The organism is Chitinophaga filiformis (assembly GCF_023100805.1).
Classification (GTDB): domain Bacteria; phylum Bacteroidota; class Bacteroidia; order Chitinophagales; family Chitinophagaceae; genus Chitinophaga; species Chitinophaga filiformis_B.
The window spans coordinates 700,460-715,833 of sequence record NZ_CP095855.1; the positions used below are offsets into that span (position 1 = coordinate 700,460).

The following is a 15,374-nucleotide window of genomic DNA, read 5'->3' on the forward strand; positions in this document are numbered from 1 at the left end:
CTTTAAAAAGCTACTGTTTATCAGGCTGTTTGCCTATATCCATTAGTAGGCATCCTGCAAACCTGTTTTTGTACCTATCTCAATATTTATACCTATATCTATATTTATTTTCTGGTCTAAATCAATCTCTATATCTATCCATATCCATTATTTGAAAACGATACCGGATTCAATCGTTCCGTCCAATCCGGGCCAATTCCATTTTGCTTGCAGTTCGTACAGCTATGATGTGTCAATCACTTTGACGTCGAAGTAGCTGACGAGGCATCCATTGCTTGTGTCTAAGGCGTTGTAATTCTTTATAATGCCCAGGACGGGGGTCTGTACTTTTTATAACACACCAAGGTTGATAAATAAAGATTAACCCGGAGCGCTGTTCAGCGCTCTGGCTTTTAACTTATTCTCTCTCAGGAGATAAGCGCTGTAGGGTATCGGCATGGGGCCAGGACAATCAATGGTTGAGCAACCGGTTTCTATAAACGGTTGCACAGGAAAAGAGTATTATTATGTAATCAAAATATAATTACTGAGCGCAAATACATCAATTATGACGCAATATCAAGTAGCTTGTTTTGGAGAAGTGCTCTGGGATATTTTACCCGATAAAGCCCTCCCGGGGGGAGCACCGATGAATGTGGCCTACCATCTTCAGAAACTATCCGTGCCTGCAGCCATGATATCCAGTATAGGAAATGATGACCCGGGCCACACATTGCTGGAAACAATGAAGCAATACCAGTTAACGACCGACTATATTCAAACCGATCCTGTTCATGAAACGGGGAAGGTATATGCCCGTCCGTCGGCGGAAAATCCCCTGGAAATGAAGTATGAGATCGTGCAGCCGGTGGCCTGGGATTATATTTCCTTTACACCTGCCTTACGGGCATTAGCCCAGCAAACAGGAGATACATTCCTCGTTTTTGGCAGCCTGGCAAGCCGCAATACAGACAGCAGGCAGACCTTATTATCATTATTGAAAGGAAACCGCACCTTTGTATTAGACATCAACCTGCGTCCTCCGCATGTTGACAAAGAGCTACTCGTAGAGCTGTTGCATCATTGTCATATACTAAAACTGAATGAGGCCGAACTCTCCACTATCGGTGGCTGGCATCAATGGCCGGATAACATGGAATCACAGGCAAAGGCGCTGAGCACTCAATACTCCATACCCACTATCATTATTACTTTAGGCGATAAGGGCGCAGCCTTGTTAAAAGGGGGTAAATTCTACCAGCATCCCGGCTACCATGTGAAGGTTGCAGATACGATCGGTAGTGGAGACGCGTTTCTTGCAGGCTTCCTGTATAGTACTATAAAAAAATACGATCCTTTCGATACCCTTTCATTTTCATGTGCGCTTGGCGCAGTGGTGGCATCCTATCATGGTGGATGTCCCGATTATCAGCGGTCTGAGATCACCACCCTCATGGCAGCGCACAAATAATTGCCCGCCGGTAGAGAGACGGAGCACATCATGTTTCATTGGGTAGCGAAATACGTAATAGATTTAGAAAGGGTATAATTTAAAATTATGCCCTTTTTTTTCATTTTAACCACTCAATTAAACCATTCATTGAAAAAATACTAAATAACCCTTCCATCTTTCTTATATTTAGCTCATGTCTCAACTTATTCGTCATGTGATTACAGGATTGGGAATGGTGTGCCTGTACCTTCCATCTTACGCACAACAAAAGCCGGCCTATGTGCCTCCCAGGCAATATCACTCTTATCAGACAGACGCTCCCATCAAAATAGACGGGATAGCAGATGAAAATGCATGGTCAAAAGCCAGATGGAGTGAAGATTTTACAGATATAGAGGGCGACAAACAACCTGCACCAGCCATGCGGACACGCCTGAAAATGCTGTGGGATAAACAAAACCTCTACATTCTTGCCGAACTGGAAGATCCCCATATATGGGCCACTTTACACCAGCACGACACGATCATTTTCCAGGACAATGATTTCGAAGTATTCGTGGATCCTGACGGTGATGGTGAAAAGTACTTTGAAATAGAGATCAATGCCCATAATACCGTTATGGATCTTTTCATGTCTAAAGCCTATCGGGTAGGAGGAGATGCGTTGATGACCTGGGATACCAGGGGTATCCAAACGGCGGTTCAGATAGATGGTACATTAAATAACCCGCAGGATAAGGATAAAAAATGGACGGTAGAAATGGCCATCCCTTTCAGTGCGTTTGCTTTCTTTAACCAGGGCCTGACGCCCAAAGACGGGGCACGCTGGAGAATTAATTTTTCCCGTGTTGAATGGGATACCGATATTGTGAATGGTCAATATGTGAAGCGGAAAAACCCGGCAACGGGCAGACCATTACCTGAACACAACTGGGTATGGTCTCCTCAGGGCATCATTAATATGCATGCACCGGAAAAGTGGGGCTACCTGTCTTTTATAGCGCAACCAGCAGGCAGCGCTCCGGTTACCTTACCCCTGCCTGCCATTGAAGCAGCAAAAGAATACCTCTGGGAGGTATACGCCAGGCAACTGCAGTACCATAGGAAGAATGGCCGCTATGCATCTACGCTGAGCGCACTTGGCATATCCACCACGACTATCACAGTGCAGGGAGTAACTTACACATTACAGATGGAGGGTATTACGGATCAATTCACAGCCACCCTGCAGCATAAAAACTCAAAAGAACGCTGTTCTATTAATCAAGAAGGGAAAATCTCTCAAAACTCATCAAATGAATAAACGCAACTTCCTGAAATCAGTTGGCCTTGGTAGCCTGGCTATTATGCAACCAGCTATCCCGACTTTATCTGCCGCTGCGAAAACACCATCCCAGCCTGCAAAATTGCCCAGGCACCGTGTATGGATAAATCCCGATGAAAAAGATACCGTTGCCGAACTGCAGCAGCGGTATGCCGCCTACAAGAAAGCCGGCATAGGTGATATTTTCTTCGAAGCAGATAGCGAAAAGCATTTCAGAACAGCGAAAGAGAATGGCATCAAAGCACATAGATGGATCTGGACAATGAATCGTGGAGAGAAGGAATTACTGGCCAGCCATCCGGAATGGTACGCCAAAAACAGGAAAGGAGAATCCTGTGCAACCAATCCTCCCTATGTTGGATACTACCGTTGGTTATGCCCGAGCAAACCGGAAGTTGTCAACTATCTGAAAGAACAAGCCGAAGCAGTACTGTCAAAAGACTACGTAGATGGTCTTCACCTGGACTATGTGCGCTATTGCGATGTTGTTCTTCCTGTCAACCTGTGGAGCAATTATGGTATCGATCAATCCAGGGAATTGCCTGAATATGATTTCTGCTATTGTGAAACCTGCAGGGAGAAGTATAAAGAGAAAAAAGGAATTGATCCCCTGGAGATGGAGCATCCTGACCAGAGCCCTTCCTGGAGAAAATACAGGTATGACCGTATCACAAATGTAGTGACCAACCTGGCTCAGGTGGCTAAACAACACAAGAAGCCTATCACAGCAGCGGTATTTCCAACGCCTGATATTGCGAAACGTATCGTAAGACAAGACTGGACCAACTGGCCGCTTGACTCTGTTAATCCGATGATCTATCATGGTTTCTACAAAGAAGACGTGAACTGGATAGGAGAAGCGGTAGCAGAGGGCGTGAATGGTCTGCACGGGAAATTCCCTTTGTATGCAGGCTTATACCTGCCCGATTTCAAGGGCAACATGGACGACCTGGAAAAAGGTATCCGTCTGGCATTACAAAACGGTGCTGCAGGTGTATCGTTATTCGGAAGTGTGAATACAACTGTATTGGATACACTCAAAAAAGCAAGTGTATAGCCGTCTCAATTAAACTACTGACTTTTATTTGAAAACGTAGCCGGGGATCAAGAATGATCCCCGGTTTCTTTAAATTTAACCCCATGTCATAATGAATCTACTCTTTGTAATAAGTTCAGGTATCAGGAATGATACCCGGTATCTCACTAAACGATAAAATGAACACTAAGAGAAAATTATCGCCAGGCACCAGGAATGGCGCCCGGCCCATGCTGATCATTATTATGCGAATGCGTCAATGTTCCCAGTTTAAAATATCGTCTGATATAGTAAAATGTACCGGAAGCCAGGAATAGCTCCCGGTTATCAAATTGAAAACCCCTATTGAACTAATGTCAAAATATGTGGCGCTTTTACCAGCTTGCAACCGAATATAAAATCTGCGCCACCTTGGTGTCCAACATGTTCTTTTACTATTTACTATAGCCAGTTTTATTATTACTATTTATATCATAGCCCTACCTGCGCCTTCATACACGCCTTTGTATCAAGCTATCTGAGCCTTCAGTCCCCCTACCATTCCACGTTTCTCTCCCGGATATCATAATCCTGCACGCTCCTCCACGCCTCTGCATCACATTGTCCAAGTATAAGGAACCAGGTACCAGGAATGGTTCCCGGGTGAGATTTATGGTTTGTCATTACGTTACACCACATAACAAAACCCTATTATTTAAATCAGTGCAATAGGCTGCCATAACAGTAACCTTGCTTACTGAATACATTTAATAGTTATGAAAACCCAGGTATCAAGACTGAAACCCGGTATCCTAATTGTTTGTTAAACCCTAATTACTAAATAGCCGGAAAAACAAAGGCAATATGAGTTAACGTCCATCCCACAGGACATTAGTCATGACTTTGCATGATGCTGTGTTTTATTCCCCCTTAATAACATATCAACTGAATAATATTTTGCATTTCCCATTAAGTAATTGCTTTGTATCATTTTCGTATAGGTATATGGATTAACTAAAGCTGTTTTATTAAAATGCTATTGGCGTTAGCGACAACAGGACAAATGTAAAACGGCTTATCCGATTAACCTTGTATCATTACATTCATTAAACTGATACTATTCATTTTATTCAGTTTTTGTAAACATCAGGCTATGAAAGGAAAATTTTGTAGAGAGGAAATGACGATAAGATTATTCAGGAAACATAGCAAGCGGCTGCAGGAAGGATTATCTGGGATAACAATGGTAATCTATATGCCTATTCCCGGTGGAGGTAACCAATCTATACCCCCAACCGGGTAATAAGCTGCATCAAAATTCCACCACAATTCCACTCTGCACTATCTTTATGCTTTCCGCGCGTGTATAACGGCTACAGCATATCCCCCTTTGTGTAACTGCATGATCGCAATAGTAGCTCCGCTACATTGCATCAGTGTAAGATGTAAATTTCAATGCATAGGTATCCTGTGTTAAAAGGTCATTTATGCGCATACGTGGCATCTCATGGCAAATCACTCCCTGGATGACCCTGCGTAAGAGCTGCTGATCATCCTGAGTATGTGACATGATCAGAAGAGACTGCATTATGCAGTCCCTTCTGAAAAATTATTAATAACCGTCGTTCTGTTTGAGGTTCTTATTAACAGCAAGATCACTGGTGGGTATCGGGAATAACAAATTCTTCGGGTTATCGGCTGGTTTCAGCTGCCAGATATCCAGGAACTTACCAAAACGGATCAGGTCCTGTCTGCGCCAGCCTTCCCAATAAAGCTCACGACCTCTTTCATCGATCAGTTTGTTAAGATCTATAGAAGTCCAGGTACTGGCGTGACGGTTAGCCCTGATCTCATTGACGATCGTCAGTGCAGCTGCGGCATTGTTCGTGCGCAGCAATGCTTCTGCTTTCATCAGCAATACGTCTGCATAACGCAGGAACACATAATCGTTGTTAGCATTATTACTGCTTTTCGTTTCATTGGAAGTCATATCAGGCGGATACTTTACAACCCTGATACCTGTTACTTCCAAGGTATTTGGGTCTGTTTCCTGTAGTTTCAACTCTCTTGTAAAGATCAGCAGATTTCCCTTCCTGTCTTTCAATGCAGTACCTGCACCATTATACTGTTGTCCTACCAGGAAACCAACCTTCAGACCGGTCTTATCTGTCACACCCGGATATGATCCTCCACGGCGCAGATCAGCTGCTTCAAACTTGTCATAGAAATCGGAGATGGTCGCATACCCATTCCAACCGCTGGGATCCTGGTTATAGTGCAGGGTAGGCGCCCAGTGACAGAATACTGCGTTTCCGCTTCTTACAGTACTGAAGCCGGGGCCATTCCGTTGGGTAAAGATGTTCTCTTTTGAGATAGCATCATTATTATAGGCGAAGTTGTCAAAGTAATTGGTCAGGCTATACTTGCCGCTTGCGGTAATTGCATCTGCAAGCTCAATCACCTTCTGCATATCTCCGGCATCGAATGTAGGAGCCGCCCTGTTAGCCCAGGCGCCCTTGTTAAGATACACCTTCATCAGCAGAGCCCTGGCTGCATTCTTATTGGCTGTGTATGCCGGAACATTCTCATCCAGTACATTAATGATGTCTGTGAGTTCACTGATGATATACGCTGTAGCTTCTGCCGGTTGCATTACTCTTGGCGCATTCAACAGGGTATCGCCGGGATTACGGAACGGTACCTGTCCCCAGCCATCGAGGATAGAGAACATTGCAAAAGCGCGCAGGAAGCGGGCTTCCCCTGCCTGTTGTGCAGTAGGGTTAAAACTCAGCACATTGGATGCCAGGAACTGTAGCTGCAGGATATTGGAAAATGTATTGCTGATATATGTATGATCTGGTGTCCAGTTGTGCAGCTTAAGCGCACGCCATACGCCATTATCATCCCAGTCACCGCCACGGGTGGGAGCTACTGCCTCATCCGCAGTCATTTCCTGTAGCGCCCAAAAGTTGGATTGGTCCTGAAAAGGCAATTGCAGGCCATTGTATGCTGAGATCAACAGTGCGGGAACCTTTATCAGTGAATCTGCCTGTTCACGTGTCAGCGTGGAGCCCAGCTCTTCATCGAGAGAGCAGGATGCCATTCCACATCCGAAGACAAGTGATAATATGATGAATGCTTTATTCAATCGCATAGTAGTAGTTTTTTTAGATCAGTGAATTATAACGAGAAATTGATGCCGGCCAGAAAGTTCCTGGCTGTTGGATAAGGTGAATACTCTATACCCAAAGAGGTCACACCATTGATACTCTTATCTGTATTTACTTCAGGATCAAAACCGGAGTACTTCGTGATGATGAAGAGGTTTTGTCCGGTGATATATACAGAAGCGTTCTTGATCACCTTTCCGATATTCCCGATACTATAACTGATAGTGGCATTATCCATTTTCATGAAATTGCCTTTTTCAAGATAACGGCTGGACACTGTGATAGGGTTGGAAAGACTTTCCTTTGTTCCCACCAGGTCAGCAGCAATATTCCTGGAACCCAGGTTGTTGATAGGTAATACAGTATTGGCGGTATTATTATACAGATCGAAACCATAAGCGCCGTGCATACTGATGTTTAATGACCAGTGTTTGTAGTTTACGGAAGTAATAATACCCAACATTGTTTTAGGATTAGGGTCTCCCAGGTAGAAGAGGCTGTTACCTCCGTCGGTATATTTACCCTGACCATTGTCGTCAAAACCTTCAAATTTCCTCAGGTAGAAAGAGTTCAGCGGCTGATTGTTGGTGAGGCGCTGCGCATATGCATCAGATACGCCCTGTCCGCTGATAGAACCTGTCAGCACCGGAGGACCGTCGTAGTTTTCCAGCTTGTTTTTCAGGAAGGTAGCGTTCACACCGAGATTCCAGACAAAGTCCTTAGTAGACACCACATCGCCTCTTAATACTATTTCCACCCCTTTGTTAATCACGTTAGCCGGCAGGTTGATCCAGTAATTGGAAGCTGGTGCGGGCTGGATAGCAGGGAAGTTGAAGAGCAGGTCTGAGGTATTTTTATGGAAGTAATCTATACTACCATACAGTCTGCCGCCAAAGAAAGTATAGTCAATACCGGCGTTCAGCTGTTTGGAGCTTTCCCATTTCAGGTTGGGGTTTGCCACATTGCTAAGGCTCGCACCACCATTTGAATTAAGCGTGTATTGTTCCTGAGCAGCACCTGCCGGGAATTCCTGGTTACCTGTAATACCCCAGCCAACACGTAATGCCAACTGGTTGATCGTTTTATTGTCTTTAAGGAAAGCCTCGTTACTAAGGTTCCATTTAGCAGCAAATGATGGGAAATAACCATATTTATTGTTGGAACCGAACTTACTTGAACCATCCGCTCTCAACGTAGCAGTCAGCAGGTATTTGTCCAGGAAGTTCAGGTTCGCCCTGCCAAAATAAGACTGCAGCTCAGACTTTGGGTTGCGGAAGGAGCTCAGGAATGTATTCGTCTGTGTAGGGTTCTGAAGAATGTCTGTATATTTCAGCTCATCCGTAGTAAAGCCAAGACCACCTACAGATCTGCCTTTGTAATCAAATTTCTGGCGTTCATACCCGATCACGGCGCCGAGGAAGAGTGCAGGAGTGATCTGTTTGTTAAAGTTCAGGGTATGGGTCATCAGCTGGGAGGTAAGCGTATTGTTACCATAGTAAGCCTGACCGTTGCCAAACACCTGGTCTATATTAATAAAGGACGCGATCTGTGTTTCCCTTTCACCCACCTGGTGGTTGATACTGTAAGTGAAACGGTATTCCAGCTCATCTGTAAACTTGAAGGAAGGGGAAACATTGGCCAGAATGCTGTTAATGTTCACCTTATCATCATATGCTGCAGACATTGCTTCCGGATTGATGGCAGAACCAACGCCTAACACATTAAAAGACCCATTTGGCTTGCGTAATGCCAGGGTGGGATTCCATTGCAGCGCCTGACCGATTAAACTACCAGTAAAACCGGCATTGCTGGTAATAGGAGCAATCTGTTCAGTAGTATGGGCAGCCTGGATATAATAATCTACCCCCAATCTTTTACTATCAAGCAGTTTATATTGACCATTCAGGTTAGCTGTGTATTTCTTCAATCCGGTCTTTTTTACGATGCCCTGTTGGTCGAGCATACCAAAAGAGGCCCTGTAAACACCGGATTCACCACCACCGCTGATACCGACGTTTACGTTGTGCGTAACGCCTGTACGAAGGATGCTCTCCATGGCATCTACGCTTGAACCTTCGTCGCCACCGGCCAGATTGTACTGTTTGAGCGCATTTCTGTAACCATTGGCATCCAGGACGTCCAGTTTTTTCAGGATTTTACTCATCCCGGCGGAATAGTTTACATCCAGGCGGGGAGTTCCTACAGCCCCTTTCTTAGTGGTAATGATCACTACACCGTTAGCGCCCCTTGCACCATAAATAGCAGTAGCAGACGCGTCTTTCAATACATCCATGGAAAGGATGTCGAAAGAATTGATAAAGTTCAGCGGGTTAGCATCCGGTGTCTGACCCAGACCATTCGCACTTACGGAAGGTTTAGCGGTACGGCCATCCAACGGCATACCGTCTACCACGTACAGTGGCTGGTTACCTGTTCTAACGGAAGAGTTACCCCTTATCCTAACGGTTGTGGCGCCACCTGGGGCACCACTGTTGGCAACCACCATCAGACCGGCCACCTTACCCTGGATCAGCTGATCGGGGGCGGTTACGATACCTTTGTTGAAATCGGCCGATTTGATAGATACCACCGAACCCGTCAGGTCTTTCTTCCGGGTGGTGCCATAACCAACAACAACCACATCTGTGAGGGTCGTACTGGTTGGCACCAGTGAAATAGAAAAATCTGACTTACCGGCAATAGCAATTTCCTGTTGTACATAGCCAACAAAGGAAATCACTAATGAGGTAGCGTTTGCCGGTACATTCAACTTAAACGTGCCGTCTGCTGTCGTCGCAGTGCCCGTGTTTGTACCTTTTACCTGTACAGTGGCGCCAGGAACAGGGTTGCCATTTTCGTCCGTGATCTTACCGGTCACGGGTTTGGTCTGTGCGCTGGCTAAACCTGCTACTAGCAGTAGTAACGAGCATAACAGACGCACCTTGCGAAATAGAAGATTGGTCATAGATCAGTTTTTATTGGTTTGTGGAATATTGATGCCTGAATGAATGGGTCTGGCAGGCATAGCTGCTTGCCAAACGTGGAATAAAATGACCCTGCATCGATTGCCTTCACAACGTGATTAATGTCTTACTATAAGTCCTGACTTTAGCTAATTAGGGCCTTGAAAATTTGTTTCATAACTGGATTTTTGACATTATCGTAACGTGGTCTCACTGGTTTCTCTCTGCGACGGATAGTTTATAGATGCGGTCGATAAGTCAAAGTAAACCTGCCTGACACAGGTTAACAATTTATATGATCGTTATATAGAAAATATTGGGTCAAAACGCATTTCCATAAGCAGTAATTTATTGATTAACAATTCATTAATATTATATTATCAATATTGATATATAATGATAATAACCGGGTTTTCTTATCATTTTAAGACCTGTTTAAAGGGCTTTGATGTCCATTAGCCGTTCTTCAAACTCTTCTTTTGGAATGATTGCTTTGTTTTTAATCTTTGTTTTATAAGTGTAAATAGTGTTCACTGAATATTCGAGGATCTGGGCAATTTTTACATTGTCACTGATACCTATCCTTATCAGGGCGAAAATCCGGAGATCTGTGTTCAATAGTTCGTTATCTTTTAATCTGATCCGGTCCTCTTCTTTGAAAAATGAGTTAAAGACGCTTACAAAGTTGGGAAATATTTTCAGGAAGATGCGATCAAAATTTCTGAACAATTCATCACGTTCCTCTTTCAGGTCGATATTATTGACTAGATACCTGACCTCTGCATATTTGTTATCCGTTAATTTCTGATCGGCCAGCTTTTTAAATTTCTTGATCTTATCAAGGTAAGATGAATTGATCTGAAAACAATAACCAATATACTCCTCTTTTATTTTGTTGGCTTCCATTAACTTATAGTTAATCTCCTGTTGCAATGCGTGGGCGGCCGTAATAACCTGCTGAGCGGCCTGTAGCTTTTTATACTGCCGGTAAATAATCACAGACAGCCAGATCAGCGCCAGCAAAAGGAGGGTGGCTATCGCCGAATAAACAAACAACAGCTTTTTCTGGGCCTCTACCGTATTGATCTTTTCTACTTCAATAATGGGCAGAATGGCACTGACCTGCACTTTCCGTAAGCGGGCGCCATAGAATGAGGCGTCTGCTACTGCATACTCTATGTACCGCGAGGCATGTTTAACGTCCCGCTCTTTAAAAAGCAGTTCCGCCAGGATAAACATTGCCGTTGTTTCCTTGGTACAGGACATGATATCGGCCATGGCCGCCTTTGTCATCATGATGATCGCACTGTCCTGCTTGCCTAGCTTTATGTAGATATTTCCCAGCGAGGATGTAGCAATGGCCTGTTGGTGTGTGGTGATATCCTCGTGGGCGACAGTTAAGGTATAATAATACTTAGCACTGTCCATCATTTGTTTCTTCTGATACATTAAACCATAGCTATAGTCATAATTGAACGAATGTGGTTTATATAGCATCAGTGCAGAATCAATATAGATATTCCCCTGGCGGGTGTAGGAAGGTGCAAAGTAGGTATCACTGCTATAGTCGGACATGTCATAGTAGTAACGTCCCTTTAACGAGTAGTATTCCGCCCTGGCACTATCCGGCAGGGAATTGACATTTACGGTCAGCAGGTAATCGCCTGCCTCCCGGAACATACCGGAAGAAAGTAACACGAAGCCAAGTTTAACGCCGGCATAATTGATCCGCTCTGAGTCATTCATTTCACGCGCCAGTTCCTGCAGTTTACGGGCATAAGCGAAAGCTGAATCATATTTAAAAACCTTGAACTGTTCATATAATTGCTGGCAGATATCAAACTGCTGCTGCAGGGACGATCGCTTTGCCGCAGCAAATGCCTGTCGCAAGGCGTCGATCTGTTTCAGTTTCTCTGCATCATATACATGTGCGTTTTCAATCGTCAGGTTTAACTTATTCAATAAACTATCCCGGCCAGAACCGGCGAATGACATTTTACATGCAACTAGCAATAACAAACAAATAAGCTTCGATTTCATCTTTCAGTTTTGTGGAATAGTAGCGGGTCGCTGTAATTAACGACCCCCTGCTGCATTTTTTTATGCATTCTGGCTGCCAGGCTTGCAGGAGATAAAACGATCATCCCATCTCCATACCCAAGGATCTCCCTTTCCAGCTCAAAATTCAGTTGGACCTTCAGGTTAATAATAATACCATCTTCCCGGGTCTCTAAAAGTTCCTGGGAATGATGCATCGGTTTTGTAAGAATGTAGGGCGCATGTTCATGACTGATAAGTATCTTAACATTCTGAGCCCGAAGGTTAGTGGATACTGTTACTCCCACAACATCTTTATAATAGCTTGCCGGCTCCACATTATCATTCTCAATATATAAAGTGTCGTCCAATAGCTCCAGTTCCTGTATCCTGTCGAGGGCCAGGTGGGTGATCACCATACCTTTTCCCTTTACCCCAACCGCAAACCACCTGTTCTTAAACTCTTTCAACCACCAGACATGGTACTCAAAAGTGTTGCCACTCTTCGCACGGAAAGACTGATAACTGATCTTAACAGCTTTTCTCTGGATGACGGATTGATACAACAGCTCGAGGTGCTCCAGCCCCTTCAGCCGCTCATTTTTCTCAAAGTCAATAACTGACCGCGTATTGTGGGAGGCAGCATATACATGGTCCTCCAGTTTCTGTACAACTTCGTTCAGGCTACTGAAATGAGAGAATCCCTTGAATTGTTTGAGCACCTCCACCGCCTCATTCATCCGGCTCAGATCTAAGTCGTTCAAAGGAATTTTTGTGATACTGTAATCCGGATCTTCATACGTGTAATATTTCTTGTCCACAACAACGATCGGCGCACTGTATCCCAGTTTGTCGCTCCGCATAGCCTGCAGATCCATCTGAATAGCGCGCCGGCTGATACCTTTTTCTACCCCTTCGTATTCATATAATGCGTCTCCTACAGCGTTAATAAGATCTTGTAATGTCCATTTCCGTAAACGGTTCTGGAGACAGGAGTCAATAGTTCTGTAACGGATAAGGGCATTCTTATTAACGGGCATCAGGATATTTTTTCAAAAAGTAAAAAAAATATTCTAATGCGCAAAAAAAGTGCGCACATGACTTTCACCTTTGTATCGTCATCGATGATGACACAGTTGCAAAAGGCTGCGGCGGACCGGATGAGGGTTTCTGAATGGCCCCATAGTATTGCCTGCGATTGCTGGTAATATGCTGCTGCTGCAAGTGTTTGTTGCTGCCTGATTCTATGTGTCGCAGGTTCGAATCCCGCTCCTCTAACAGAGGATAGCTCAGATGGTAGAGTAATAGACTTAGAACCCTTTAAAGGTTCCAACATGGACTGCAAATCCAAATTTCAGCAGATGGCAAACTGCTTTAACAATTGCCGCTTCTAAAAAGACAGGGTAGCAGCCCGGCATGAAAGCAAAAGGCTTTCTGGTCCATCTGCAACCGCCTTGAAAAAGGCAGATACCGCTGTTGAACGTGCAACTGCTCCCTGGCCGGCGCCTGGTTTATCCCTATACCGGTATCCTTGTACCATGTTAGCCTACCAGGCACTATGGCCGGGAACATGTTTCACCAACAACAACTCAAGCCCGCTTCCGCAGGTAACAGAAATGGTGGCTACCCTACAGACAAACAGCTCCCCAGGGAGTCTATATATAAGCATAATTACTAATCCCTAAACTGAAAACATTAGATTTTATGATATCACGTACAAAAGTAGCTGCATATAGCAAGGCATTGGTGTTCAGGAACAATCGCTACATTAAGACGCTGGCAGAAGGTACTCACTGGGTGAAGTTGGGTGAGCTTGTGATGGTTTACGATATGACGAAGCCATTCCAACCTTCTGTGGACCTGAATATACTATTACAGCATACCGATCTGGCAGAAGCACTGGAAGTGATCACCGTAAAGCAACAGGAAATCGCTCTGCTGTACGAAAACGGCTTGTTCAGATCCGTATTGGCGCCAGGAAAGTACGCTTACTGGAAAGGGATCGCCGAGTATAGTGTTACCCATATAGACCTGTCCAAGTATGAAATCACCGAGGAGGTAGAACGTGCCATACTGGTAAGACCAGAATTACAACCTTATGTAAGGCTCTACACAGTGGAATCTTACGAGAAGGGACTGTTGTATGTGGATGGAAAGTTCAACAAGGCACTTGAACCAGGTATACACTATTTCTGGAAGAACCCTGTTGCATTAACCGTGTATAAAACAGATATCCGCCAGTTACAGATGGAGATCAACGGACAGGAAATCCTGACAAAGGACAAGGCCAATATCCGTATCAACTTCACATTACGTTATAATGTAGCAGACATTTACAAGCTGGTGGAAAATAAGGAATATGACAAGCAACTCTATGTATTGCTGCAGCTGGCCCTTCGGGAACAGGTAGCAGTGTATACACTCGATGAACTGCTCGATAAAAGAGATGAGATCTCTCCAATGGTCATGAATACTGTAACAGAAAAGGCGCTTCAACTGGGTGTTAAGCTGCTGGATTGCGGTATCCGTGATATCATACTGCCAGGCGATGTGAAGGAGATCATGAACCAGGTATTGATTGCTGAAAAGAAGGCACAGGCCAATAGCATTATGCGAAGAGAAGAAACAGCAAGCACCCGCAGCCTGTTGAATACGGCGAAGCTGATGGAAGAAAATGAAATGCTGTTCAAGCTGAAGGAGATGGAATATGTGGAAAAGATCGCAGATAAGATCAGCAACATTACGCTAAGCGGAGGTGGAGACATAGTAGGACAGCTAAAGCAAATATTCGTACCGGCCAAGAAGGGATGATAAAAGGTCATCCCTTCTTCTTTTATAAAACCCCTGTTTTCAGGGATTCTCTTTCTTCCCCATGCGACCTATTTTTAACGCATGCTTAAATACAGCATCACCATCTTTATTGTAACCGCTGCCGCTATTTGCGGCTTCTTCCTCTTTTCATACAAACTGGATACAGTTGTGCTATATGACCGTGCAGCTGCTTATACTTCCATTAGCCCCTACCTCTCAGCCGTGCCCGAAATTCTTATCAACGGCGATAACGAACTGAATGTGGTGCTCAGCTTTGAGGATATCAGGGATACTGTATACCTTCATAACCTTGAAATAAATCTTTCCCCGGCCAATGCCACTCCACTCTTGCCCGTGGCTGTCAGAAATGATGTGCGTCAGTGTAAGGCGACCTCTTACGAGCAACTGCCCTGTAAAGCCAAAATGCTGCAGCCATTGACCGAAGATCAGCATTTTACCTTCACCTTCAATACCAGCCACACGCATACCAAACGTTACCTCGTAACTATTAAAGGAGATATCGTGTCCGGTCCTTACAAATCCTCGTTTCGCAAACAAATAAAGATCCAGGAAAAAGCATTGTTCCTCGAGCGCAATTAATTACTATTTTTAACAGGTACCA

General features: G+C 44.4%; 9 protein-coding genes. 5 read left to right on the plus strand and 4 right to left on the minus strand.

All coding sequences use genetic code 11. The annotated features are described in order from the left end of the window. Positions 1-547: 547 nt before the first annotated feature. From MYF79_RS02885 to MYF79_RS02895, 3 genes are all read left to right on the plus strand, one after another. Entirely contained in the window at positions 548-1,450 is a 903-nt protein-coding gene (locus MYF79_RS02885) for a carbohydrate kinase family protein (RefSeq protein ID WP_247812472.1), read from the plus strand. A 175-nt stretch (positions 1,451-1,625) separates the two neighbouring features. Then, a complete protein-coding gene (locus MYF79_RS02890; RefSeq protein ID WP_247812473.1) occupies positions 1,626-2,735 on the plus strand; it encodes a carbohydrate-binding family 9-like protein in 1,110 nt (369 codons plus the stop codon). Then, entirely contained in the window at positions 2,728-3,813 is a 1,086-nt protein-coding gene (locus MYF79_RS02895) for a family 10 glycosylhydrolase (protein ID WP_247812474.1), read from the plus strand. Before MYF79_RS02890 ends, MYF79_RS02895 begins: the two co-directional genes overlap by 8 nt. A 1,570-nt stretch (positions 3,814-5,383) precedes the next feature. Here MYF79_RS02895 and MYF79_RS02900 read toward each other — a convergent pair. The 4 genes from MYF79_RS02900 to MYF79_RS02915 form a co-directional block, all read right to left on the minus strand. Next, the gene (locus tag MYF79_RS02900) at positions 5,384-6,925 is read right to left on the minus strand and encodes a RagB/SusD family nutrient uptake outer membrane protein (protein WP_247812475.1); all 1,542 of its coding nucleotides are present in this window, start codon (positions 6,923-6,925) and stop codon (positions 5,384-5,386) included. A gap of 26 nt (positions 6,926-6,951) precedes the next feature. Then, the gene (locus tag MYF79_RS02905) at positions 6,952-9,906 is read right to left on the minus strand and encodes a SusC/RagA family TonB-linked outer membrane protein (protein WP_247812476.1); all 2,955 of its coding nucleotides are present in this window, start codon (positions 9,904-9,906) and stop codon (positions 6,952-6,954) included. 433 nt (positions 9,907-10,339) lie between these two features. Further along, entirely contained in the window at positions 10,340-11,944 is a 1,605-nt protein-coding gene (locus tag MYF79_RS02910; protein WP_247812477.1) for a DUF6377 domain-containing protein, read from the minus strand. Continuing rightward, complete coding sequence (locus MYF79_RS02915; protein WP_247812478.1) at positions 11,941-12,981, minus strand: helix-turn-helix transcriptional regulator; 1,041 nt, start codon at positions 12,979-12,981, stop codon at positions 11,941-11,943. Before MYF79_RS02915 ends, MYF79_RS02910 begins: the two co-directional genes overlap by 4 nt. Before the next feature lie 664 nt (positions 12,982-13,645). Here MYF79_RS02915 and MYF79_RS02920 point away from each other — a divergent pair. Then, complete coding sequence (locus tag MYF79_RS02920; protein WP_247812479.1) at positions 13,646-14,752, plus strand: slipin family protein; 1,107 nt, start codon at positions 13,646-13,648, stop codon at positions 14,750-14,752. Between the two features lie 81 nt (positions 14,753-14,833). After that, positions 14,834-15,352: a hypothetical protein gene (locus MYF79_RS02925; RefSeq protein WP_247812480.1), complete on the plus strand. Its 519-nt coding sequence runs from the start codon at positions 14,834-14,836 to the stop codon at positions 15,350-15,352. The last annotated feature ends 22 nt before the right edge of the window (positions 15,353-15,374 follow it).